Annotated in this window: 18 protein-coding genes; 16 read left to right on the top strand and 2 right to left on the bottom strand. The window is 74.3% G+C overall.

Translation table 11 applies throughout. The annotated features are described in order from the left end of the window. Position 1 precedes the first annotated feature (1 nt). The 16 genes from AB4039_RS14140 (at position 2) to AB4039_RS14065 (ending at position 22,421) form a co-directional block, all read left to right on the top strand. Positions 2–2,326, top strand: a complete 2,325-nt coding sequence (locus AB4039_RS14140; RefSeq protein WP_266845152.1) for an iron-containing redox enzyme family protein — start codon at positions 2–4, stop codon at positions 2,324–2,326. An 11-nt stretch (positions 2,327–2,337) separates the two neighbouring features. After that, on the top strand, positions 2,338–3,534 hold the full coding sequence (locus AB4039_RS14135) for an acyl-CoA dehydrogenase family protein (RefSeq protein ID WP_266845151.1): 1,197 nt from the start codon (positions 2,338–2,340) through the stop codon (positions 3,532–3,534). A 123-nt stretch (positions 3,535–3,657) separates the two neighbouring features. Then, positions 3,658–4,866, top strand: a complete 1,209-nt coding sequence (locus AB4039_RS14130; RefSeq protein ID WP_266845149.1) for a hypothetical protein — start codon at positions 3,658–3,660, stop codon at positions 4,864–4,866. Between the two features lie 90 nt (positions 4,867–4,956). Further along, positions 4,957–6,027 (top strand): saccharopine dehydrogenase, encoded by a 1,071-nt coding sequence (locus tag AB4039_RS14125; protein ID WP_442270860.1) that lies wholly within the window; start codon positions 4,957–4,959, stop codon positions 6,025–6,027. After that, positions 6,017–7,216: a saccharopine dehydrogenase family protein gene (locus AB4039_RS14120; RefSeq protein ID WP_266845146.1), complete on the top strand. Its 1,200-nt coding sequence runs from the start codon at positions 6,017–6,019 to the stop codon at positions 7,214–7,216. The genes AB4039_RS14125 and AB4039_RS14120 overlap by 11 nt, the downstream gene beginning before the upstream one ends. After that, positions 7,213–8,580, top strand: a complete 1,368-nt coding sequence (locus AB4039_RS14115) for an ATP-grasp domain-containing protein (protein WP_266845145.1) — start codon at positions 7,213–7,215, stop codon at positions 8,578–8,580. Before AB4039_RS14120 ends, AB4039_RS14115 begins: the two co-directional genes overlap by 4 nt. Continuing rightward, positions 8,570–9,823, top strand: a complete 1,254-nt coding sequence (locus AB4039_RS14110) for an MFS transporter (RefSeq protein WP_442270859.1) — start codon at positions 8,570–8,572, stop codon at positions 9,821–9,823. The genes AB4039_RS14115 and AB4039_RS14110 overlap by 11 nt, the downstream gene beginning before the upstream one ends. Before the next feature lie 57 nt (positions 9,824–9,880). Next, positions 9,881–11,209: a lysine N(6)-hydroxylase/L-ornithine N(5)-oxygenase family protein gene (locus tag AB4039_RS14105; RefSeq protein WP_266845142.1), complete on the top strand. Its 1,329-nt coding sequence runs from the start codon at positions 9,881–9,883 to the stop codon at positions 11,207–11,209. Continuing rightward, on the top strand, positions 11,209–12,390 hold the full coding sequence (locus tag AB4039_RS14100; RefSeq protein ID WP_442270858.1) for an NAD(P)/FAD-dependent oxidoreductase: 1,182 nt from the start codon (positions 11,209–11,211) through the stop codon (positions 12,388–12,390). Before AB4039_RS14105 ends, AB4039_RS14100 begins: the two co-directional genes overlap by 1 nt. Further along, positions 12,387–14,696, top strand: coding sequence for a class I tRNA ligase family protein (locus AB4039_RS14095; protein ID WP_442270857.1), 2,310 nt, complete (start codon positions 12,387–12,389; stop codon positions 14,694–14,696). The genes AB4039_RS14100 and AB4039_RS14095 overlap by 4 nt, the downstream gene beginning before the upstream one ends. Continuing rightward, complete coding sequence (locus AB4039_RS14090; protein ID WP_266845136.1) at positions 14,693–17,983, top strand: amino acid adenylation domain-containing protein; 3,291 nt, start codon at positions 14,693–14,695, stop codon at positions 17,981–17,983. Before AB4039_RS14095 ends, AB4039_RS14090 begins: the two co-directional genes overlap by 4 nt. Then, positions 17,980–19,653, top strand: coding sequence for an AMP-binding protein (locus tag AB4039_RS14085; RefSeq protein ID WP_442270856.1), 1,674 nt, complete (start codon positions 17,980–17,982; stop codon positions 19,651–19,653). Before AB4039_RS14090 ends, AB4039_RS14085 begins: the two co-directional genes overlap by 4 nt. Beyond that, positions 19,646–19,924, top strand: coding sequence for an acyl carrier protein (locus AB4039_RS14080; protein ID WP_266845133.1), 279 nt, complete (start codon positions 19,646–19,648; stop codon positions 19,922–19,924). Before AB4039_RS14085 ends, AB4039_RS14080 begins: the two co-directional genes overlap by 8 nt. A 3-nt stretch (positions 19,925–19,927) precedes the next feature. Beyond that, positions 19,928–20,533, top strand: a complete 606-nt coding sequence (locus AB4039_RS14075) for a GNAT family N-acetyltransferase (RefSeq protein WP_266845132.1) — start codon at positions 19,928–19,930, stop codon at positions 20,531–20,533. After that, entirely contained in the window at positions 20,530–21,618 is a 1,089-nt protein-coding gene (locus AB4039_RS14070; protein ID WP_266845131.1) for a C45 family peptidase, read from the top strand. The genes AB4039_RS14075 and AB4039_RS14070 overlap by 4 nt, the downstream gene beginning before the upstream one ends. Positions 21,619–21,683: 65 nt before the next feature. Next, complete coding sequence (locus AB4039_RS14065; RefSeq protein WP_266845130.1) at positions 21,684–22,421, top strand: 4'-phosphopantetheinyl transferase superfamily protein; 738 nt, start codon at positions 21,684–21,686, stop codon at positions 22,419–22,421. Here the strand turns inward: AB4039_RS14065 and serS are convergent. Together serS and AB4039_RS14055 are read right to left on the bottom strand one after the other, a co-directional pair. Beyond that, positions 22,408–23,685 (bottom strand): serine--tRNA ligase, encoded by a 1,278-nt coding sequence (serS, locus tag AB4039_RS14060; RefSeq protein ID WP_266845129.1) that lies wholly within the window; start codon positions 23,683–23,685, stop codon positions 22,408–22,410. The two genes, AB4039_RS14065 and serS, sit on opposite strands and share 14 nt — an antisense overlap. A gap of 13 nt (positions 23,686–23,698) precedes the next feature. Continuing rightward, complete coding sequence (locus AB4039_RS14055) at positions 23,699–25,162, bottom strand: APC family permease (protein ID WP_266845128.1); 1,464 nt, start codon at positions 25,160–25,162, stop codon at positions 23,699–23,701. Positions 25,163–25,165: the final 3 nt, after the last annotated feature.

The raw sequence follows: 25,165 nt of genomic DNA, 5'->3' as shown, positions 1-25,165 counted from the left end.
CATGAACGTGCCCCTCACCCCCGGCGAGGAGACCTCCCTCGACATGGCGCGAGGCTCCTTCGCGCCCGCCTTCACCCTGCCCGACCTGACCACCTCCCTGCCGCCCGGCCCCTTCGAGGCCTCCCCGGCCGGTGCCGCCGAGGCCGAGCGGATCACCGCCCTGCCCCCCGCCGGGCTGTTCCGCCGGCTCCTCGCCGACCAGGAGAGCGAGGGCGTCCTGCTCGCCGCCCGCCGGGTCCTCGCCGCCTTCCTGGCTCCCGAGCCCGACGACCCGGAGCTGCGGGACCCCGCCGACGCCGACGAGGTCGCGGCCCAGGTGCTGGCGGCCCGCGCCGAACTCGCCGCCGTCCTCGCCCCGCTGCGCACCCACCCCGACCCCGAGGTGCGCACGGCCGTGCTGCGCCAGCGCGCCCCCCTGGCGCTGACCGGCGGCTGCTGGCTGGACACCCTCTCGCAGGCCGCGACCCAGCCCGCCGAGATCGTCGGCCGCCTCTTCGGGCAGCACTGGCTGCTCCAGGGCGAGGGCACCACCGAGGCCGGCATGCTCGGCCGGCGCCGCCGGGCCCTGGTCGGACACGGCGTGTTCCTGTCCGGGGTGGAGGCCGCCGCCTTCCTCGACGAGACCGGCGCCCGCCCGCTCACCGCCCTGCACGGCGCCTTCCACCTGGCCCTGTCCCGGCTGCCGGCCTCCTTCCTCCCCGAGGTCGTCGGTGTCCACTACGCCGCCCACGCGCTCGGCCTGGACGACCTGCTGCTCGGCATCGAGCCGATGCTCGCCGAGAGCGACGTGCGCCCGCTGCTCGCCGAGTACCTCTCCTTCACCGCGCAGTCGCCCACCGGAGCCGAGGACCGCCGCCGCGCGCTGGCCGCCGTACGCCTGCTCGTACGCCTGGAACGCGAGCACACCGCGGCCCTCGCCGAGCTCGCCGCCTGGCACGACGGGCTGTCGCTGGACGCCCGGGTCGCGCGGATCGTCGAGCGGCACGCGCCGCACGCGGGCCGCCAGCACCGCGCGGTGCGCCTGGGCACCCGCAAGCTCACCGACTGGCTCGACGACGGCCGGCTCGACCCGGCCGCCTTCGTACGGGAGTTCCGCACCGCCCGCCAGATCCGGCCCGCCCGCGACGGCGGCCCCTGCCGCTTCCTGAAGTCCATCAAGTTCGGCGGCCCCATGTTCGGCATCTTCGACGAGCGGGAGGCGGCCGTCCTGGCCGCCTGGGCGCAGGCCGTCGCCGACGGCGAGCCCGCGGGCGCGGACCTCGTGCCCACCACCGCTGGCGACGAGCCGGCCCGGGCCTGGAGCGGCCGGCTCGCCACGGTGCGGCCCACCGACGTGCTGGTCCGCGAGCCCGAGGACCCCGGCGACCACCGCCGCTTCTTCCACCGCCTCGTCACCTTCGAGCGCCACCCGAACGTGCTGCCGCAGGCCCGCGCCCGCGCCCAGGCCGGGCTGGCCGACGCCGAACTGCTCTTCGCGCACGGGGCCGACGGGGTGCTGACCGACGCGAGCTGGTTCCCGTACACGCCCGAGGCGCTGATGGAGCGGGTCGAGCGGATCTACTGGGACAAGCTGGTGGATCCGTACGAGCCGCTCACCGAGATCCCCTCCCGCGACGAAGTGGTCTTCGAGCAGTCGACGTACGCCCTCGGCAGCCTCATCGACGGCACCTGGGCGCACCGGATCGGCAACCTGGGCCGCCGCGGCCGGCGCAGCGACGACCTGCTCTTCTCCATCTACGCGGACGAGATGGGCCGCGGCGACATGGCCAAGAACCACATCACGATCATCCACAAGGTGCTGGCCAGCATGGACATGGACCTGCCGCACATCCGGCAGGAGGCGTTCCTGCACCAGGGCGACCTGCCGGACCACCTGTACGGCTTCTCCATCCACCAGGTGTGCCTGTCGCTCTTCCCCGACAGCCTCTACAACGAGATCCTCGGCTACAACCTGGGCATCGAGATGTTCGGCCTCGGCGCGATGCGGCTGCACGAGATCCAGAAGCTGCGCCGCCACGGCCTCGACGTCTCCTACGAAGAGGCCCACCTGTCCATCGACAACTTCTCGGCGGGCCACGCCCGCCAGTCGGCCGAGATCGTCGTGGCCTACCTCGACGAGGTGCTCCGCGGTTCCGGCGAGGAGGCCGTGCAGCGCGAGTGGCGCCGCATCTGGCGCGGCTACGCCTCCTTCGCCTACTTCGTCGAGCACGCCCTGGTCAAGCGGGTCCGCGCGGCGGAGTCCGCCTCCGGGGCGTCCGCCCCCGGGACCCCCGCCGCCGGTCCCGTCGACGCCCCTGCCGACACCCCCGCCGACCTGGTCATCTGAGGAGCCGGACGATGGAACTGACGACGAGCTTCGACCCCGAGGTCCTCGCCCTGCCCTTCTACGAGGACTCCCACCGCCGCCTCGCCGAGGAGGCCGGGGCCTGGTGCGACAGCAACCGGGTGCTGTGGGAGGAGATCCGCGCCCTCGACCCGGACGCGGCCGGGCGCCGGCTCGTGCGCGCCCTGGGCGCGGCGGGCTGGCTGGCCGAACTGGACCCCCGGGGCGCCCCGGTGGACGACTTCCGCGCGGTGTGCCTGCGCCGCGAGGCCCTCGCGTACGCGGAGGACCTCGCCGACTTCGCCTTCTCCATCCAGGCCCTGGCCGCGACCCCGCTGCTGCGCTTCGGCAGCGAGGCGCAGCGCCGCCGCTACCTGCCGGGGATGGCCGCGGGGACCCTGATCGGGGCCTTCGCGGTCTCCGAGAAGGAGGCCGGCTCGGACGTGGCCTCGGTGGGGCTGGAGGCGGTGAAGGACGCGGCGGACGGTTCGTACGTGCTCGACGGGCGCAAGGCCTGGATCGCCAACGGGACCATCGCCGACGTGTTCGTCGTCATCGCCCGCACCGGGCAGGGCCCCGGCCCGCTGGGGCTGTCCGCCTTCCTGGTGCCCGCGTCGACTCCCGGGCTGCGGGTCGAGCGGATCGACGCGATCGCCCCGCGGTCCTTCGCGCACCTGTCCTTCGAAGGGTGCCGGCTGCCCGCGGACGCGCTGCTGGGGCGGCCGGGGAAGGGGTTCGTGGTCGCGGTCGACCTGCTGGAGCGGTTCCGTACGACGGTCGGCGCGGCGGCCCTCGGATTCGCCCGGCGGGCCTTCGACACCGCGCTCGCCCACGTCCTGGGGCGGGAGGCGTACGGGGCCACCCTGTTCGACCTCCAGCTGGTGAAGGCCTCCCTCGCCGACATGGAGGTGCAGCTGAACGCGGCCGCGCTGCTGGTGGCGCGGGCCGCCTGGGAGACCGACCGCGGCAGCCGGCGGTTCGCCCGGCACTCCAACATCGCGAAGGTGCACGCCACCGAGGCCGCCCAGGGGGTCGTCGACTCCGCCGTGCAGCTGCTCGGGGCGGCGGGCATCGTGCAGGGCTCGGTCACCGAGCGGCTGTACCGCCAGATCCGCTCCCTGCGCGTCTACGAGGGCACCTCGGAGGTGCTGAGGATGGCCATCGCGGGCTCCCTCGACATGCGCAGGGCGGCCCGCGCGGCGGCCGCCTGACCCCCCTGCACCCGCCTGACCCCCCTGCACCCGCCTGACCCTCCTGCACCCGCCCGGCCCCTCGCCCGTCCGCCCCTGCTTCGCCCGCTCGGCCCGCACCACCCGTTCGACAAGGAGTCACCAGTGAGCAGCACCACGACCGTCAGCCCCGTCGAGGCCGTCCGCCTTCCGGACCCCTACCCCTTCTACGCGCGCCTGGTGGCCGAGCGCCCCTTCGCCTTCGACGAGGCGCTGGGGGCCTGGGTGGCGGCCGACGCGGCCGCGGTGCGCGCGGTGCTCGGCAGCGGCGTCCTGCGGGTACGGCCCGTGGCGGAGCCGGTTCCGGCCGGGATCGCCGGCACGGCGGCGGGCGAGGTGTTCGGGCAGCTGGTGCGGATGACCGACGGTGCGGCGGCGGCCCGCCTGAAGGGGGCCGTCGCGGGGGCCCTGGCCGCCGCCGACACCGCGTACGCGGGGGAGCTGGCGGCCCGGTTCACCCGTGAGGCGCTCGCCGCGGGCGGCGAAGTCCCGTACGAGGAGCTGATGTTCGGGGTCCCGGCGCGGGTGGTCGCGGTGCTCGCCGGGCTGACCGGGGGCGCCGACCGCGAGGCGGCCCGCGCGATCGCCGACTTCGTCCGCTGCATCCCCGCCACGGCGGGCCCCGAGGACCGGGAGGCGGCCGCGGTGGCCGCCGTCCGGCTGCGCGAACTCCTCGGCCCGGTACTGGACTCGGCCGCCGCCGCGGGCCCGGAGGGGGCGCCGGGCAGCACGCCGGGGGCGGCGTCCGGAGCCGGAATCCGGGAGGGGTACGGCGCCGGCCGGGCGCACGGACTGCTCGCCGGGCTGGTGCGGGCCGCCGACCGGGAAGGCCTGGTCGACCTCGGGCCGCTGCTCTCCAACGCCATCGGCTTCCTCTCCCAGACCTACGACGCCACCGCCGGGCTCATCGGCAACACCCTGGTCGCCCTCGCCCGGGGCGCCGAAGCCCCCGACACGGGCGCGCTCGTGCGCGAGGTGGTCCGCCAAGACGCCCCGATCCAGAACACCCGCCGCTTCGCCGCCGGGTCCTTCACCCACGCGGGCTCCACGGTGGAACCCGGGCAGCAGCTCCTCGTGGTGCTCGCCGCCGCCAACCGGGACCCCGCCGTCAACCCGGACCCCCACACCCTGCACCCCGGCCGGGTGAATCCCGTGATCTTCACCTTCGGCGCGGCGGCCCACCGCTGCCCGGGGGAGCGGCTCGCCGTGGCGCTCGCCACCGCCGTCGTCACCGAACTGCGCACGGCAGGCTGGAGCACCACAGCGACCCCCGCCTACCGCCCTCTGGCGAACGCCCGGATCCCGCTCCTCTAGCGCGCAGGCACTCCCAGGACGTCGCCCCCGCAACCGCGATCAGGCCGGGGGTCTACCACCCCTATGCCTTCAGACAGGACAAAACGCACCATGTCGGACAGTACTCACCTCTGGATGCGCCACGAGGCCCGCCCCACCGAGCGCCGAGCCCCCCTCACCCCGCACGACGCGGGCCGCCTGGTGGAGGCCGGGGTCCGGATCACCGTCGAGGAGTCGGACCAGCGCGCCTTCCCCCTCGCCGACTACGCCGCCGCCGGCTGCGCCACCGCCCCCACCGCCTCCTGGGACGCACAGGCCCCCGCCGACGCCTACGTCCTCGGCCTCAAGGAACTCCCCGCCGGCCCCGGCGCACCCGCCCTGCGCCACCGCCACATCTACTTCGCCCACGCCTACAAGGGCCAGTCGGGCGCCGCCGAACTGCTCTCCCGCTTCACCGCCGGCGGCGGCGCCCTGCTCGACATGGAGTACCTCACCGACGAAGCCGGCCGCCGCGTCGCCGCCTTCGGCTACTGGGCCGGCTACATCGGCGCCGCCCTCGCCGTCCTGCACCACCGCGGCACCCTCACCACCCCGCTGCACCCGACCGACCGGCCCGCCCTCGACGCCCTCCTCGCCTCCGGCGCCACCACCGGCGACCCCACCACCGCCCTCGTCGTCGGAGCCCTCGGCCGCAGCGGCCGCGGTGCCTGCGACGCACTGGTGCGGGCCGGACTGGAACCCACCCGCTGGGACCTCGCCGAGACCCGCTCCCTGGACCGGGCCGTGCTGCTCGGCCACGACCTGATGGTCAACACCGTCCTGACCACCACCCCCGTACCGCCGTTCCTGACCAAGGCCGACCTCGACGACCACGCCCGCCGCCTCTGCCTCCTCTCCGACGTCACCTGCGACGTCACCTCCGACTGCAACGTCCTGCCGGTCTACGACGAGACCACCACCTGGACCGAGCCCGTCCGCACCCTGCGCGCCGAGGCCCCCCGCCTCGACCTCATCGCCATCGACAACCTCCCCTCCCTCCTCCCCGTCGAGGCCAGCACCGCCTTCTCCGCCGAACTCGCCCCGCACCTGATGCGCCTGGCCGAGTGGGACGGCGTCTGGGCCCGCGCCCTGCACACCTACCGGACCGCAGTCGAAGCCCAGGAGGCCCCCCTTGTCCGCTGACCCGCCCTCACCCGCCGCGGCGCCGGCGTCCGGCACCGTCCACTGGATAGGCACCGGCCTGTCCACCGGCCGCTCCGGCCTGTCCCTCGTCTGCGAGCGCGCCCGTCGCGTGGTCCTGTGGGACCGCACCGCCGATCGCGCCACCGCCCGCCTGGCCGCCCACGGCCTCGCGGGCCGCGCGGAGGCCCGCGCCCTCACCCCGGCCGCCCTGGCGGACGGGGTGGGCCCCGGTGACGTCCTCGTCTCCATGCTCCCCGCCGCCGAACACCCGGCGCTGCTGCGTCTGGCGACCGACCGCGGGGCCCACTTCGCCTGCACCAGCTACGTCTCCCCGGAGCTCGCCGCGCTCGCCGGCACCGCCGCCGCGCGGACCCGTACCGTCGTGCTCACCGAGGCCGGACTCGACCCCGGCATCGACCACCTGATGGCCCACCACCTGGTCGCCCGGGGCCGCGAGGCCATCGGCTCGTTACCGGCGACCGCCGCGTTCACCTCCTACTGCGGAGGGGTCCCGGCGGTCCCCAACGCCTTCCGCTACCGCTTCAGCTGGGCCCCGTACGGGGTCCTCGCGGCCCTCGGCTCCCCGGCCCGGCACATCGACTCCGGGGCCGAACGCACCGCCGCCCGCCCCTGGGAGGCCACCCGGCCGCTGGTCCTGGCGGGCGAGGAGTTCGAGGTCTACCCCAACCGCGACAGCCTCCCCTTCGTCGCCCAGTACGGCATCCCGCACCAGTGGCAGCTCGCCACCTTCGTCCGCGGAACCCTGCGCAACGCGGGCTGGCGCACCGCCTGGAAGGAGGTCTTCGACACCGTCTCCGCGGGCGACCCCGCGGCCGTCCGCGCCCTGGCCGCGGCCCTCGCCGCCCGCTACCCCACCACCCCCGACGACCGCGACCGCGTCGTCCTGTCGGTCTCCCTCGAACTGCGCACCGCCGCCGGGACCCGCTGGCGCGGCTCCCACCTGCTGGACCTGACCGGCGACGGCGAAGAGTCCGCGATGGCCCGCTGCGTCTCCCTCCCCGTCGCCTACGGCGTGACCCGCATCCTGGCCGGCGCCCTCCCCGCCGGCCTCAACCGGGCCGCCGAGACGCCCCGGGAGACCACCCGCTGGCTCACCTTCCTCGCCGCCCACGGCCTGGGCGGGACCTGCGAAGAAACCTCCTCCACCCCCTCAGGAGTCCCGGCATGACCCACCCGACCGCGCAACCGTCCCACCCCGCCGCCCACGGGCCGCTTCCCGAGGCCTTCGTCCTCACCGGCGCCTTCCGGGTCGTCTGCCGCAACCCCCGCTACCTGGAGGAACTCGCCGCCCGCGGCCTGAAGATCCTCCTGATCACCCCCGAGTCGTACCGCGACGCCGCCGAGACCGCCCGCAAGGACCCCGACCACCCGGCCTCCCTGATCGACGAGATCGCCTACGTCGACGGCTCCCTCGACCTCGACGGCTCCTTCACCCCCGGCTTCGCCGCCCGGGCCCGTGCCTGGCACGGCCGCTACACCGTGCGCGGCGCCTACGCCGTCGGCGAGACCCTGGTCGAGCAGACCGGCCTGCTGTGCGACGCCCTCGGCCTGCCCGGACCCGGACTGCGCGCCACCCGCGTCTGCCGCAGCAAGTACCTCCAGCGCTGGTACCTCGACGCCTTCGGCCCGGCCTGCCTGGTGGTGCCGCCCGGCGGCCGCGAGGACGCCGACCTGACCGCGCTGACCTACCCGGTCGTCGCCAAACCCGCCACCCGGCACTCCAGTTCGGGCGTGGTCGCCGTCGAGGACGCCGGGGCGATGCGCGCCCTGCTGATGGAGTACCCCGCCCACGAGACCGTGCTGATCGAGGAGAAGGCCACCGGCCAGGAGTACTCCGTCGAGACCCTCGTCCAGCACGGCGAGCCCGTCTTCGCGTCGGTGACCCGCAAGGAGACCACCGAGTCCGGCGCGCACACCTTCGTCGAGCTCGCCCACTCCGTCCCGGACCCGTCCGGCGGGCACGACGCGGTCCTGCGGGACGCCAACCGCCGGATGCTGGACGTCCTCGGCTTCCGCGACGGCATCGCCCACTCCGAGTGGCGCGTCGGCGCCGACGGCCGTCCCTGCCTGATGGAGGTCGCCGCCCGCACCCCCGGCGACGGCCTGCTCGCCCTCTACCACCTGGCCACCGGGCAGCCGATGGAACCCGAGATCATCAAGATCGCCCTCGGCGAGCCCGCCTCCTACCCGGCCCCGCGCCGCTTCACCCGCCAGGTCTACCTCGACCACGCACCGGGAGTCCTCGCCGACGTCACCCTCGACCGGCTCGGCGTACGCCCCCAGTGGGTGGGCGAGGCCGGGATGTGGCCCGAGTGGCTTCCCGGAGCCGCCGGGGACCCGGCCGCGCTGCGTGCGCTCCTCGTCCTGAAGGAGGCCGGTGCCCGGCTGGGCCCGCTCGCCAGCTCCGACGACCGCGCGGTGACCTTCCTCCTCGACGCCCCGACCGCAGACGGCCTGGACGAACTGGAGCGGTCCGTACGGGCCGCCGTCACCATCGTCACCGAACCGGAGGCCGGCGCCGATGAGCACTGACGTCCGCCCCGCCGAGGCCGCCCCGGAGCCGGCGGCCGCGCCCGCCGCCCCCGGGGTGTGGGTGACCTTCAAGGAGGCCCCGCGCGCGGTGAAGACCGTACTGGCCGGGGTGCTCGTCAACCGGCTCAGCGGCTTCCTGCACGTCTTCCTCGTCCTCTTCCTCACCGCCGAGGGCTACTCGAAGGGCCACACGGTCATCGCCCTGGGCGTCTACGGCGGCGGGGCCGTCGCCGGCTCCCTGGCCGGCGGCACCCTCGCCGACCGGCTCGGCATCCGCGGCGCCACCGTGCTCTCCATGAGCAGTACGGCCGTCCTCACCGCGGCCCTCCTCTACCTGTCCGACTTCACCCTGCTGCTCTGCGCCATCGCCCTCGTCAGCCTGGGCGCCCAGCTGTTCCGCCCCGCGTCGGCCACCCTGCTCGCCGAGCAGACCGACGGCGACCGGCAGATCATGATCTTCGCGATGTACCGCTTCGGCCTCAACGTCGGCGCGACCGCCGCCCCGCTGCTGGGATATGCGCTCTACAACGCCGGCGGGCAGACGTACACCCTGCTGTTCTGGGGGGAGGCCGCCCTCGCCCTCGCCTACGCGCTCGTCGCACGGGCCACCCTGCCCGCCAGGAGCCCGGTCCGCACCGGGCCGGTGCGCGAGGCCGCCCCCACCGGCGGCTACGGCGCGGTCCTGCGCGACCGCCGCTACCTGCTCTACCTCGTCGCGGCCTTCTTCCACTCCGCCGTCTACATGCAGTACCTGTCCACGCTCCCGCTGTCCCTGAAGGACGCGCACATCGCGCTCTTCTGGTACACCTTCGCGGTCGCGCTCAACGGCTTCATCGTCATCGCCTTCGAGCTGCTGGTCACCAAGGTCTCGCAACGCTGGCCCCTGAAGATCACCATCGGCCTGGGCTTCGCCCTCGTCGGTGCCGGCGTCGCCTGCTACGGCCTGCCGATCGGGCCCGCCGCCGTGGTCATCGGCACCCTCGTCTGGTCCCTGGGCGAGATCCTCGGCGGCCCCGCCGTCTTCGCCTACCCGGCGGGCGCCGGGCCCGAGTCACTGCGCTCCCGCTACATCGGCAGCTTCCAGTTCACCTTCGGCCTGGGCTCCGCCCTCGGGCCGATGGCCGGCACCTGGCTCTTCCTCCAGTACGGCCAGCTCGTCTGGCCGCTGGTCGGTGCCTGCTCCCTGCTCGCCACCCTGTTCGGCCTGATCGCCGTACGCACGCGCCCGGCCGCCGCGGCCTAGCGCTCCCCACCCCACCCCCTCCTCTTCCCTTACCGAATCGAACGAGAGGTTCCGACCATGGGGCACGAGAGCTTCCGGCCGGGCATCACACACTTCCGCTGCCTGGGAATCGGCGTGGGTCCGGCCAACCTGAGCCTGGCTTCCCTGCTGCACAGCAGGCCGGACGTACCCAATCTCTTCCTCGACCGCAAGGAGACCTTCAGCTGGCACGACGGCCAGCAGATCCCGGGCACCACCCTCCAGGTCTCCCAGTTCAAGGACCTGGTGAGCCTCGCCGATCCCGCGAACCCGTTCTCGTTCCTGTCGTACCTGCACGCCAAGGGACGGGTCTACCACTTCCTCAACGCCCGGTTCGATGACGTGCCGAGGCTGGAGTTCCGCAACTACCTGGCCTGGGCCAGCCGCCGCAACGAGAACATCGTCTTCGGCGAGGGCGTCCGGGAGGTCGGCTTCGACGACGGCCTCGGCGCGTTCACCGTCCGCACCGACCGCCGCGAGCTGACCGCCGAGAACGTCGTGGTCGGCGTCGGCAGCCGCCCCTGGGTCCCGCCGCAGGGCGAAGGACGGCTCGGACCCACGCAGTTCCACGTGGCCGACTACCTGGGCGCCGCCCGCGACGTCGGCGGCAAGCGGGTCGTGGTCATCGGCGGCGGCCAGTCCGGCGCCGAGGCCTTCCTCGACCTGATCTCCCGCAGCGGCTGGGACCTGCCCCGCCGGGTCTCGTGGATCTCGCGGCGGCCGAACTACCTCCCGATCGACGACTCGCCCTTCACCAACGACTACTACATGCCCAGCCACGCGGACTACTTCTACGGACTGCCGCGCGAGCGCCGCCAGTCGCTGAATTCCAGCAACATCCTGACGAGCGACGGCATCTCCGAGTCCACGCTGCGCGAGATCTACCAGACCATCTACGTCCACCGGTTCGTCGAGGGCAACGAGGACCTGGTCGCCCTGCACCCCGGCCGCGAGGTCTTCGACGTCTCCACCGGCCCCCTCGGCGGCTGGGAGGTGTGCGCCCGGCACACGGGCGAGCCGGAGTCCGTGGAGAGGTTCGAGGCCGACATCGTCGTCTGGGCCACCGGGTACCGGCCCGCGGCCATGGACTTCCTCGCCCCCCTCGCCGGCCGCCTGGAGCACGAGGGCGAGGAACTGCGCGTCGACGAGGACTACGCCGTCCGCTGGGACGGCCCCGCCGACCGCCGGATCTTCGTCCAGAACGGGGTCCGCGGCCAGCGCGGCCTCGCCGACCCCAACCTCAGCCTCAACGCCTGGCGCAGCCGGCGCATCGCCGACCGGCTGTGCGGCGTACGCGCGGACGAGCAGCTCGCCTCCTTCATCGAATGGTCCTCCAAGGCCCCGCAGGACGAACGGTGGAGCGCCTGATGCCCGCCACCGGCCCCGCCACGGGCCCCCTCACCGGCCCCGCCGTCACCGAGCCCGCCGTCACCGAGCCCGCCGGCTACCGCGGCACCGCCCCCGACGCCGGCGGCCCCACCGGCGCCCGCACCGGCATCGCCGTCGTGGGCGCGGGCATCCTCGGGGTGCTCATCGCCCGCGAGATCCTCACCCGCGACCCCTCCGCCACCGTCACCGTCCTCGACCGGGACATGATCGGTTCCGGCGCCACCCGCCGCTCCGCCGGACTCCACTTCCCGCGCGGCGCGAACGACACCGTCCGCACCCTGGCCGCCGAGAGCGAGCGCTTCTACGCCGACCTCCATGCGGCCCGCCCGGACCTGCCCATCCACCCGCTCGGCATGACCGTCCTGGCCCCCGAGAGCGCCGAGGAGCGGCTGCGCGAGGTCTACCTGCCCGAGGCCAAACTCCGCTGGACCACCGAACTCCCGCCCGTGGCAGGGCCTTTGCCCGAGAACTTCGGGGCCTGGGAGGGCGACGGCTGCCAGTACGCGGACGTGCACGCCCTCACCCAGCTGCTCGCCGCCGAACTGCGCCCCCGGGTCGCCTTCCGCGAGGGCGTCGCCGTCACCTCCGTCGCCGCCGGGCCCGGCGGCGCGCGCCTGACCCTGACCGGCGGCGCCACCCTCACCGCCGAACACGTGGTGATCGCCCCGGGGCCCTGGCTCGCCGAACCCGCCTGGCGGGACCTGGTGGCCCCCCTCGGAGCCCGGGTCAAGAAGATAGTCGCCCTGCACATCGACCGGGCGCCCGCCCCGGGGGACCGGGCGGTCGTCCTGCACGCCGAGGACGCGTTCCTGCTGCCCTTCCACCACCGCGGCCACTGGCTGTTCAGCTACACCTGCCGGGAGTGGGACGTCGACCCCGCGGCCGTCGACCCCGCCCTCACCGCCGGCCACCTGCGCGAGGCCCGCGCCCTGCTCACCCGCTACGCCCCGGACCTGGCCTCCCACTGCCGCTCCGGCCGGGTCTTCTGCGACGCGTACGGGCCCGGCGGCACGCCCCTGGTCACCGCGCTCGACCCCTACGGCCGGCTCGTGTTCGCGGGCGCCGCGAGCGGCTCCGGCTACCGGCTGGCCCCGGCGCTCGCCGCCCGCGCCGCCGCCCTGATCCCCTCCCTCCCGTCTCCGCGAAAGGCCATGACATGATCATCGCGAGTTACGACGCCGACGTCCTGGAGCAGGCGTTCGGCATCGACATGAGCGGCGTGGAGGGGCTGGGCACAGCCGCCGGCTGGGGCCGCGTCGCCCCCGGCCGCGCCACGGACAGCCACCGGCACGACGAGACCGAGCTGTTCGTCATCGTCTCGGGCCGCGGCGAGTTCGTCATCGACGGCGAACGCCACCCCGCCGCCCCCGGAACCGTCGTCCTCTTCGAACCCTTCGAGTCGCACGTCTTGAGGAACACCAGTCCGGAGAACACCGGTCCGCAGGACGGCGGCGGGGACGGGGCCGATCTCGTCTTCTTCACCCAGTACTGGCGCGACGCCCAGCGCGCCGCCACCTCCGCCGCCGACCCGGTCCGCAAGGGCTTCGGCGACCGCCCCGTCTTCGTCTTCTCCACCCCGCCCACCCCCAACGGCGACCTCCACCTCGGCCACCTCTCCGGCCCCTACCTCGGCGCCGACGCCTTCACCCGCTACCAGCGCATGACCGGCGCCGAGGCCTACCACCTCACCGGCAGCGACGACTACCAGAGCTACGTGGTCGCGGCCGCCGCCAAGGACGGCAGCACGCCCGCCGAGACCGCCGCCCACTACAGCGCCGAGATCGCCGAAACCCTGCGGCTGATGGACATACCGCTCGACCAGTACACGGTCACCGACCAGGACCCCGCCTACCGCGAGGGCCTGCGGGACTTCTTCGGCAAGGTCGTCGCCTCCGGCGAGATCGCCGTCACCGAGACCGACGCCCTCTACGACGCCACCACCGGCGGCTACCTCTACGAGGCCGACGTCAAGGGCGGCTGCCCCGGCTGCGGCTCCACCACCTCCGGCAACATCTGCGAGGAGTGCGGCGAGCCCAACACCGTCGCCGACCTGACCGGCCCCCGCTCGGCCCGCTCCGACGCCCCGCCCACCACCGCGCCGGCCGCCCGCTGGACCCTGCCCCTGCACGCCTACGCCGGGGACGTCCGCGCCCACCACCGCCTCGGCCGGGTCCCGGCCCGGCTGCGCGAACTCGCCGACCGGCTCTTCCGCCGCCCCGACCTGACCATCCCCCTCACCCACCCCTCCACCTGGGGCGTCGAGCCGCGCGAGGACGGCACCGACGGCCAGGTCATCTGGGTGTGGCCCGAGATGAGCTACGGGTTCCTGCACGGCATCCAGTCCCTCGGCGCCCGCCTGGGCCGGCCCTGGAAGGCGGCCGACCCGGCCGCCGACTGGAAGATCGTCCACTTCTTCGGCTACGACAACAGCTTCTACCACGGCGTCCTCTACCCGGTCCTCTACCAGCTCGCCTTCCCCGGCTGGACCCCCGACATCGACTACCACGTCAACGAGTTCTACCTGCTCGAAGGCGAGAAGTTCTCCACCAGCCGCCGCCACGCCATCTGGGGCAAGGAGATCCTCACCCCCGACACCGTCGACTCCGTCCGTTACTTCCTCGCCTCCACCCGCCCCGAGGGAACCCGCACCGACTTCCGGCGCGCCGCCTACCAGGCCACCCTCGACGACACCCTCATCGGGACCTGGCAGCAGTGGCTGAACGACCTCGGCGCCCGCGTCGCCAAGCACCACGGCGGCCGTGCCCCCGACGCCGGGAACTGGACCGCCGAACACTCCGCCTTCCTCGCCCGGCTCGGCACCCGCCTCGCCGCCGTCACCGGAGCCCTGCAGAACGACTCCTTCTCCCTCAACCAGGCCGCCGCCGAACTCGACGGCATCGTCCGCGACACCGTCCGCTTCGCCCGCGCCGAGGGCCTCCTCACCGACACCCCCGGCTGGGAGGACGAGAACCGCACCGCCGTCGCCCTCGAACTGGCCGCCGCCCGGCTGCTCGCGCACGCCGCCGCCCCCGTCATGCCCCGCTTCGCCGACCGGCTCGCCGCCGCCCTGGGCACGGACGCCCCGAGCACGTGGCCCCGTAGCGTCGAACTCCTCACCCCCGGCAGCGCCGTCACCCTCGCCGACGCCGTCTTCTTCCACCCGGCCCCGCCGGCCCCGACCGCCCCGCCCGCCGAGCCGGAGCTCACCCCCTGGCTCACCGGGGTCGCCCGCACCGTCCTGCGCCTCGGCGACGACGAGCGGATCGCCCACCGCACCCTCACCCAGCTCGCGGCCGGCTCCCTCCAGGCCGTCACCGTCCAGTACCGGATCCTCGACGCCCTCGACGTCGACCTCTCCATGGACGAACTCCTGCACGGCGGCACCCTCGCGGAACTCGCCGCCGTCATCGCCGAGCGCGCCGAGCYCTCCGCCGTCGCCGCCCTGACCTCGGGGGACGCCCGATGAACGCCCGTCACATGCTGCGCGAGATAGCCCGGCGCGGACTGTCGGTCACCCTCACCGACGGCGACCTGCGCCTCCAGGGCAGCCGCGAGCGGATGGACCCCGAGTTCATCGCCTCCCTCAAGGCCGCCAAGCCCGAGCTCGTAGCCCACCTCGCCCGCGAGGCCGAACACGGCCCCGGCTTCCCCCTCACCCCGCTCCAGCGCAGCTACTACCTCGGCCGCAGCGGGATCTTCGAGATCGGCGACGTCGCCAGCCACGTCTTCCACGAGATCGAGGGCGACTGGGACCTCGACCGCCTCCAGGCCTCCCTCGACACCGTCGTGGCCGCGCACAGCGCCCTGCGCTCGCGCTTCCTCTCCGACGAACGCCAGGTCACCGAGTACGGCGACCACGCCCCGCGCATCGGCGTCCTCGACCTGCGCGGCCACAGCCCCCGCCAGCAGGAGCTGATCCGCGCCGAACTGCGCGAGATGCGCTCCCACCAGGTGCTCCCCGCCGACCAGGCACCCCTGCTCACCGTCGACGCGACCATCCTCGACGACGACAGGATGGTGCTGCACGTCGGCCACGACGGGCTTGTGATGGACGGGATCAGCATGTTCCTGTTCTTCCGCGCCTGGTGGCACGCCTACCAGAGCCCCACCGCGGACGTCCACGAGGAACTCCCCTACGAGGACTACGTCGCCGCCCTGGAAGCCGCCCGCGACCGCGCCCCCGCCCGGCGCTCGCGCGACTACTGGATGGAACGCTGCGACGACCTCGCCCCCCACCCCGACCTGCCGCTGCGCACCAGCCCGGCCGCCCTGACCGGCACCCGGTTCACCCCGCGCACGGTCCGTCTCGGCCGCGAGGAGTGGAGCGCACTCAAGGACCGGGCCGCCGCCGCCGGACTGACCCCCTCCGCCCTGCTGCTCGCCGCCTACGCGGAGACCCTGGCCACCTGGGGCGCGGGGGAGCGGTTCACCCTCACCACCACCGTCGCCCACCGGCCGCCCGTGCACCCCCGGGTCTTCGAGGCCATCGGACAGTTCTCCGACACCCTCCTCGTCGAGGCCGAGGTCGACCGCTCCCTGCCCTTCGCGGAACGCGCCAAGGCCCTCCAGACCCGCCTGCACACCGACATCGACCACCGGCACTTCTCCGGCATCGAGGTCCTCAAGGAGCTGGCCCGCCGCCGCGGCGGGGTGGCCGGCGCCCGGATGCCCTTCACCTTCAACAGCGCCATCGGACACGTCAGCAGCGAGGTCGACGGCTCCGCCCTGGAACTCTTCGGCGAGGAGGTCTTCACCGTCAGCCAGACCCCGCAGGTGTGGCTCAACGCCTTCGCGATGGAACGGCACGGCGCCCTCGTCGTCCAGCTCGACGGCATCGACGAACTCTTCTGCGAAGGCCTCCTCGACGACCTCGCGCACGGCTACGCAACCCTCCTGGCCGCCCTCGTCGACGAGAGCGCCTGGCAGCTGCACCACTTCGACCTGCTGCCGCCCGCCCAGCGGTCCCGCCGCGACGAGGCGAACGACACCGCCGTGGCCCTGCCCGACGAGATGCTCGGCGACGCCATCGTCGCCCAGGCCGCCCGCACCCCCGCCGCCCCCGCCGTCCTGACCTCCGACCGCACCGTGAGCTACGGCGAGCTCCTGCACCGGGCCGCGACCGCCGCGACCTGGCTGCGCGGACAGGGAGTCGGCCGCGGCGAACTCGTCGGCCTCGTCATGCGGCGCGGGCCCGAGCAGATCGTCGGCATCCTCGCCACCGTCCTCGCCGGCGCCGCCTACCTGCCCGTCGACGCCGACCTGCCCGCCGCCCGCCAGGACTACATGCTGGCCGACGGCGAGGTCCGCTGCGTCCTGACCAACACCGGCCGGCCGGACTCCGGCGACATCGCCTGCTTCGACCTCACCCAGCCCTGCTCCGGCCGCGCCGAGGTTCCCGACCGGCTCCCCGGGTCCCACCCGGACGACCTCGCGTACGTCCTCTACACCTCCGGCACCACCGGCGCCCCCAAGGGCGTCATGGTGACCCACCGCAACGTCGCCAACGTCGTCGCCGACTGCCAGACCCGCTTCGGGATCACCCCCGAGGACCGGTTCATGGCCATCAGCGCCTTCAACTTCGACCTGTCCGTCTGGGACGTCTTCGGCGCCCTCGCGGCCGGGGCGGCCCTCGTGATGCCCGACCGGGACAAGGCCGTCGACCCCGCCCACTGGCTCGACCTGTGCCGCCTGCACGACGTCAGCGTGTGGAACTCCGTCCCCGCCATCGTCGGCCTGCTGCACGGCCAGGCCCGCGCCGACGGCGCCGTACCGCCCGCCCTGCGCCTGGTCATGATGAGCGGCGACCGGCTCCCGCCCGCCCTGCCCGCGCAGTTGCGCGCGATGATGCCGGAGCTGGAGGTGGTCTCCCTCGGCGGCCCCACCGAGACCACCATCTGGAACATCCTGCACCCCGTGGGCGAGGAGGAGGACGGCAGCGAGTCCATCCCCTACGGACGCCCCAACGCCAACAACCGCGCCTACGTCCTGGACCGCCACGGCCTCGACGCCCCCGACTGGGTCACCGGCGAGATCGTCGCCGCCGGCACCGGCCTGGCGCGCGGCTACTGGCGCGACGAGGAACGCACCGCCGAGCGCTTCCACGAGGACCGCGTACGCGGCGAACGCCTCTACCGCACCGGCGACCTCGGCCGGTACCTGCCCGACGGCAACATCCAGATCCTCGGGCGCAGCGACTTCCAGATCAAGATCAACGGCTATCGGATCGAGGCCGGGGAGGTCGAGACCCGCCTCGCCGCCCTCGCCGAGGTCACCCGCGCCGTCGTCGCGGCCCAGGGCAACCGCCTCGTCGCCCACCTGGTGCCCGCCGGCGACCACCGTCCGCACCTGAACGACCTGCGCGGGGCACTGCGCTCCGACCTGCCCGACTACATGCTCCCCGCTGCCGTCCTGTGGCACGACGAGCTGCCGCTGACCCGCAACGGCAAGGTGGACCGCACCCGGCTGGCCGAACTCGGCGCGCAGGCGCCCGCCGACGCACCGCCGACCGGCGGCAGCGCCCCCGCCACCCAGGCCGAGAAGATCCTCTGCGACATCTGGTCCACCGTCCTGCGCCGCCCCGACGTCGGCGCCCTGGACACCCTCGCCTCCCTCGGCGGCGACTCCATCGCGGCCGCCCGGATCCTGACCGCGACGCGCAAGCGCTTCGGGGTCACCCTCACCCTCGACCAGTTCTCCGAACTGGAGACCGTCCGCGCGATGGCCGCCGTGCTCATGCCGGGGGCGAGCCGATGACCGCCGCGGACACGCCCGCCGGGGCCCGGGCCACGGCCCTGCCCGCCACGCCCACGTCCATGTCCACGGCCCTGCCCGCCACGCCCGCGTCCACGTCCATGTCCACGGCCGTGACCGGGCCGCCCCCGCCCGGCGCGCCCGGAGGCGGCGCCGTCCCCGAGACGATCCGGCGGATCGTCAGCCGGCCGCCGGACGGCGGGCACATCTCCGTCGCCCGCCTGGACGGGACACGGACCATCCCGCTGCGCGAGCTCCACGACCGCTCCGGCCGCCTCGCCCACCACCTGCGGGACACCTACGGCATCGGTCCCGGCGACCGCATCGGGATCCTCGCCGCCAACAGCCTGGAATGGGTGCTCCTCGACCTCGCCGCGCTGCGCCTCGGAGCGCAGACCGCGGGCCTGGAGCCGGGCAAGTTCACCCCGTCCACCGCGCTCATGGACCGCTACGGCCTGCACCTGCTCTGCACCGACCAGCCCACCGACGTCCCCGACACCCTCACCACCGACGGGATCTGGCGGCTGACGGAGCCGACCGGCTCCGCCGACGCCCCGCTGCCCCCCGTCACCTGGGGCGCCCGGGACGTCACCACCATCAAGTTCACCTCCGGCAGCACCGGCGTCCCCAAGGGCCTCGGTGCGACCGCCGGCAGCATCGACAGCGCCCTCACCGCCGTCCAGGAGATCTTCGAACACACCCCGGACGACCACCTCTTCGTCTTCCTGCCCCTCTCCCTCCTCCAGCAGCGCTACTGGGTGTACTCCGCCCTGCTGCACGGCCACGACGTCACCGTCACCACCTACGAGGCGGCCTTCGCGACCCTGCGCCGGGTCCGCCCCACCGTGGTCATGGGCGTGCCCGCCTTCTACGAGTCCGCCCGCCGCACCATCGACGGCCGGCTGCGCCGGTCCGCCGGCCGCACCCTCCCCGACGTGGCCCGCGCGCTGTTCGGCGACCGCATCCGCTACCTGTGGACCGGATCCGCGCCCGCCTCGCCCGCCGTGCTGCGCTTCTTCACCGAGGCCGGACTGCCGATCTACGAGGGCTACGGGCTCAACGAGACCTGCATCGTCACCAAGAACCACCCCGGCGCCCACCGCGAGGGAAGCGTCGGCAAACCGGTCCGCGGCAAGGAGGTGCTGATCGGCGAGGACGGGGTCATCAGCGTCCGCAGCACCCACCCCGTCAACAACCACTACGAGTACGCCCGCCCCGGCGACTCCGAGAAGGTCTTCTCGCCCGACGGCACCGTCCGCACCGGCGACCTCGGCCACCTCGACGAGGACGGCTTCCTCTTCGTGCACGGCCGCGCCGACGACGTCATCGTCCTCGACAACGGCAAGAAGGTCGTCGTGCGGCCCATCGAGGAACTGATGCGGGCCGACCCTGCGATCGCCGAGTGCGTGGTCTTCAGCCCCACCCAGACCGAACTCGTCGCCGTGGTCTCCCCGGCCGCCCGGCCCGCGGACGCCCGCGCCATCGCCGCCCGGCTCGCCGCGACCAACGCCGCCACCGCCCCCGACGAGCGGATCAGCCGGGTCGTGGTCGCCGACCCGCCGTTCAGCATCGGCAACGGCCTGCTGACCTCCCAGTACAAGCCCAAGCGCCCCGACATCCGGGCCGCCTACCACTCCCCGCTGCACACCCAGGAGGCCGGAATCCATGCCTGAGACCCCGTCCGAGATCGAAGCGGCCGCCCGCGAACAGCTCTCCCTCGTACTGATCCCCGAGGTCGAGCCCCACGCCATCGACCCCGCCGCCGACATGGTCGCCGCCTACGGGCTGACCTCCCTCAACAAGGTCCTCTTCCTCACGGAGGTCTGCGAGGAGACCGGCGTCGACCTCGCCCACTTCACCGAGCACGACCTCGCCGACATGCGGACCCTGCGCGACGTCACCGACGCCCTCACCCGCCACCACCACGCCACCACCGGAGCCTGAGCCATGAGCTGGAGCGAGCACGCCGCCGCCGTCCTGGAGAACGACCGGGTCCGTCTCACCCCGATCACCGAGGCCGACCGCGAGGGCGTCCGGGCCGTCGCCATGGACCCCGACATCTGGCGCTACTTCGTCGCCGCCGTCGACACCGACGCCGACTTCGAGGCCTTCTTCGACACCAACCTCGCCGACCACGCCGCCGGCCGCCGCTTCGTCTACACCATCACCGACAAGGACAGCGGACGCGTCGCGGGCAGCATGAGCTTCGGCAACATGGCCGAAGCCGACCGCCGCCTGGAGGTCGGCTGGTCCTGGCTCGGCCGCGACTTCCGCGGCCGGGGCGTCAACCACTGGGCCAAGGCCCTGCTCCTGGAGCACGCCTTCGAGGTGCTCGGCGCCGAACGCGCCGAGTTCAAGACCGACGTCCTCAACGTCCAGGCCCGCCGCGGCCTCGCCAACATCGGCGCCACCGAGGAGGGCGTCCTGCGCAGCTTCAACTACATGCCCGGAGGCCGCCGCCGCGACGCCGTCTTCTACAGCGTGCTGCGCGCCGAATGGCCCGCCGTCCGGGCGCTCCTCGCGCGCGGCCCGAAGAAGGCCGTGCCGGCATGAGCACCATCCCCCCGGGGGGCGGGACCGACGGGACCGCCCGCCCCGGCATCACCCACATACGCGCGGCGGGCACCCCGTACGAGATGGGCCGCGCCCACGGCGCGGCCCTCGCCGCGCCGCTGCGGGCCTTCCTCGACGACGGGCTCGCCCGCCTCGCCCACCTCACCGACCGCCCCCCCACCATGGCCGGCCTGCGGCCCCTCATCGCCGCCCACCGGGCCGTCGTCGAGGCGGCCCTGCCCGACCTCGCCGAGGAGGTGGCCGGCCTCGCCGACGGGGCCCGGATCAGCGCCGACGAGGCCTGGCTGCTCCAGATCCGCCGCGAGGCCATGGGCTACTCCAAGGTCCGCTCCGGCGGCGACTGCACCACCTACGCCCGCACCGGCCCCGCAGGCCCGCCGGTCCTCGCCCAGACCGTCGACCTGAGCGGCGACCTCGACACCCACATCAGCGTCCTGGAGACCGCCCGCGCCGGCACCGGCCGGCGCTCGCTGGTCCTCAGCTTCGCCGGGCTCCTCGGCTACCTCGGCCTCAACAGCGACGGCCTCGCCGTCGGCCTGAACCTGGTCCTCGGCGGCACCTGGCGGCCGGGCGTGCCCCCGTACCTGGCCATCCGCCACCTCCTGGACACCGCCGGGAACACCACGCACGCCCTGAAGATCCTCGCCGACCTGCCGCTGGCCAGCTCCCGCTCCCTGATGCTCTGCGACCCCGAACGGGTCCTGTACGTCGAGCACCTCGACGGCGACCTGCGCGTCACCGAGGCCGCCCCCGGGGACCTGGCCCACACCAACCACTTCCTCCACCCGGACTTCGCCCCGGCCGACGAACTGAACGTCTTCGCCCGCAACTCCTCGCTGCGCCGGCTGCGCGCCGCCCACGAGGGCCTGGCCGCCCTGCCCGCCGACGCCTGTGCCGAGGACCACTTCGCGCTGCTGTCCCGCCCGCCCGTGCGCGTCCCGGACCGGGGTGACATCCGCGCCGAGCGCACGGTCGCCGCGGCCGTCATGTTCCCGGCCGCCGGGCTGCTGCACGTCCGGCCGGGCGACCCCGCGCGCTCCCGCACGCGGGTGTTCGGCCTGTAGGCGCCCCCGGGGCCGTGTCCCGCGCAGGGACGCGTTCACGAAAGGCCTGTGTCCGAGAAAGGAGCATGATGGACGCATGGCTGGTCGACCTCGACCAGGTCGTCCCCACCGACATCAGCGCGCACTATCCCGAGGGCCTCACCGAGGAGGAACTGCGGCGCGGCGCCGAGTTCGTCCACGCGCGGGCCGCCCACCGCTTCTTCCGTGCCCGGCTCACCGTCCGCCGCCTGCTCGCCGACCGCCTGGGTCTCGCCGCGCGGGACCTGCGCATCCACTACGACCCGGCCGGCAAGCCCTACCTGCCCGACCAGCCCGGCACCCACGTCAGCTGGTCCCGTTCCGACGGACTGCTGCTGCTCGGCGCCACCGAGACCGGGCCGATCGGGGTGGACGTGGAGCTGGTCCGCCCGTCCACCACCAGCCTCGACGTGCTCACCTTCGTCTATCCGGGAGTCCCGGCGGGCGTGGACCCCGAGACCTTCTTCCACGCCTGGACCCTGCTGGAGGCCGCCGTGAAGGCCACCGGCCGGGGCCTGACCGACGGCGCCCGGGAGGTCGACCTGGACTTCGGCCCGGACGGGGCCGTCACCCTGCGCGGGATCACCGGCCACGGGGCCCTGCCCTGGCACGGGCACACCGCGCTCCAGCCCACCCTGCAGGACTCCCCGTGGGCCATGACGGCCTTCGTCTCGCGCGAGCTCCCGCCGGTCACGGTCCTGCCGTGGCCGGACCGCGCCCGCGACCTCGTACGGGAACGGGCGCGGGCGCGGGCCCTGTCGCGGGCCGGGCTCACGACGGACTGACCACCGGGGTGCCGTCCGGGGCGATCGCCGCGAAGCCCGTGTACGGGACCAGCGCGGGCGGCACGGTCACCGAGCCGTCCGCGCGCTGGTACTGCTCCAGGATCGCGACGAGGGTACGGCCTACCGGCAGCGCCGAACCGTTGAGGGTCGCGGCGAACTCCTTGCGGCCGTCCCGGCCCTGGACCTTGATGCCGGCCCGGCGGCCCTGGAAGTCCCCGCAGTCGGAGCAGGATGAGATCTCCCGGTAGGTGCCCTGGCCCGGCAGCCACACCTCGATGTCGTAGGTGCGCCGGGCGGCGAACCCGAGGTCCCCGGCCCGCAGTTCCACGACCCGGTGGGCCAGCCCCAGCCGCCGCAGGGCCGTCTCCGCGTGCCCGGTCAGCAGCTCCAGCTCCTCGGCGGCCCGCTCGGGCCGGCAGATCCGCACCAGCTCGACCTTCTCGAACTGGTGCAGCCGCACCAGCCCCCGGGTGTCGCGCCCGTACGAGCCGGCCTCCGCCCGGTAGCAGGGCGTGAACGCGGTCAGCGCCAGCGGCAGTTCGCCCTCCTGGAGGGTCTCCCCGCGGTACAGGTTGACCAGCGGCACCTCCGCCGTCGGGATCAGCAGCAGGTCCCGGTCGGCGGCGGTCGTCAGGAACAGGTCGTCCTCGAACTTCGGGAGTTGCCCGGTGCCGGTCATCGTCTCCCGGGTCACCAGGTGCGGCACCCCGTGCTCGGTGTACCCGTGCTCGGTGGTGTGCAGGTCCAGCAGGAACGCCGCCAGCGCCCGCTCCAGCCGGGCCCCCGCGCCCCGGGTCACCGCGAAGCGCGAGCCCGACAGCCGCGCCGCCCGCACCTGGTCCAGGATCCCGAGGCGGGTGCCGATGTCCACGTGGTCGCGCGGGGTGAACTCGAAGCCCGGCACCTCGCCCCAGACCCGGCGCACCACCGGCGGATCCTGCTCGGTCCCGTCGGGGACGTCCGCGTGCGGCAGGTTGGGCACGGCCAGCAGCAGCGCGCCGAGCCCCCCCTCCGCCTCCCGGAGCTCCTCCGACACCGACCGCAGGCGCTCCTTGGCCTCCTGGATCCGGGCCCGGGCGGCCTCGTCGGGGCGGACGCCGCTGCGCGCGGAGCGGTTCTGCTCGGCCCGCAGCTTGTCCCGTTCGGCGATGAGCCGGGCGCGCCGTTCGGTCAGGTCGCTCAGGGCGGACCGGTCCAGGTGGTGTCCGCGTCGTGCCAGGGCGGTGTGGGCCTCGTCCTGGAGCAGGCGGTGCGGGTCGTGCATGACGGCTCCTCGGTTAGGTGATGTCGGCGGTGTCGTGCGCCGCGGCGGCCAGGGCGCGGTACCGCTGCGGCGACCGGGCCCGCAGCCATCCGGCGTAGCCCAGCCCGCCGAGCGCGGCACCGACCATCAGCCAGGGGATCCGGTTGACCCAGGCGGAGGTGGTGCCGGTGACCAGGGGGAAGTTGTCCAGCAGCAGCACCAGGGCGCCCACCAGGCCGACGAGGGCCAGGGCCGGGGCCAGCCGGGTGCGCCACCAGTGGGCGTCGGGGTGCCGGCGGAAGAAGACCAGTACCGCCACGGCCACGGCGGCCTGCAGGCCGACGATCCCGACCGTGCCGAGCGCCAGCATGGTGGTGGCGAGGTTCGTGTACGGGTGCGCCCCGGCGAGCGCGAACAGGGCGCAGACGACGGCCGTGGCCACCGACAGCACCACGCTCGCCCGGTACGGGGAGGCGTGCCGCGGGTGGATCCGGGCGAGGGAGGCCGGCAGGACCCGCTCGCGGCCCAGGACGAACAGGTAGCGGTTCGCGGCGGTGTGCAGCCCGAGCAGGGCCCCGAACAGGCTGGTGCAGAGCAGCACCTGCATCACGCTCGTGGCGAAGGTGCCGAGGTAGTCGTCGGAGAGGTGGAAGAACAGGTCGCCCAGTTCCCTCCCGGCCCGGTCCGTGACCCGGTCGGCGCCGACCGCCCCGACCGCCGCCCAGCTGATCACCGCGAAGAAGACGGTGATGAGGACGACGGAGGTGTAGGTGGCCACGGGCACGCTGCGCCTGGGGTTGCGGCTCTCCTCGCCGTAGAGCGCCGCCGCCTCGAAGCCCACGTAGGAGATCAGGGCGAACATCAGCGCCACCCCGAGGCCCGGGGAGAAGACGGTGTCCGGCCGGAAGGAGGCCGCGGGCAGGGTGTCCGCCCCGTGGCGCACCCCGATGGCCAGCGCGAGCAGCCCCAGCACGGCCACCTCGGCGACCATCAGCACCGCCAGCAGCCGGGCGCTCAGGTCGATCCGCCGGTAGCCCATGACCGCCGTCAGCGCGAGGGCCGCGCCCGTCCACACCGGCCAGGGAACGGGCAGGTGGTGGGCGGTGGAGACCAGTTCGGCGAAGTACCCGAAGGCCCCGGCGACGCCCGCGACCGCCGCCGTGTAGGCGACGACGGCCGTCAGCCCGCCGGCGACGGCGAGCGGCCGGCCCAGACCCTGACCGATGTACGTGTAGAAGCCGCCCGCACCCACCACGTGCCGGCTCATCGCGGCGTAGCCGACGGAGAAGCACAGCAGGATCAGCCCGGCCAGGGCGAAGGTGGCGGGCACCCCCGCCCCGTTGCCGATGGCGTAGGCGAGGGGCACCGAGCCCACCACCCCGGACATCGGGGCCGCCGCGGCGACCACCAGGAACACGATCCGGGGGGTGGTCAGGGTCCGGCGCAGCGCGGGCGGGGCGGCCTCGCGGGTGCCTCTCGCGGGGATCGTCGAGGTCACCGG

Source organism: Streptomyces sp. M-16, from assembly GCF_052114405.1.
Taxonomy (GTDB): domain Bacteria; phylum Actinomycetota; class Actinomycetes; order Streptomycetales; family Streptomycetaceae; genus Streptomyces.
The sequence above is the reverse complement of the archived record's forward strand: the minus strand, read 5'-3'. Positions and strand labels throughout refer to the sequence as shown.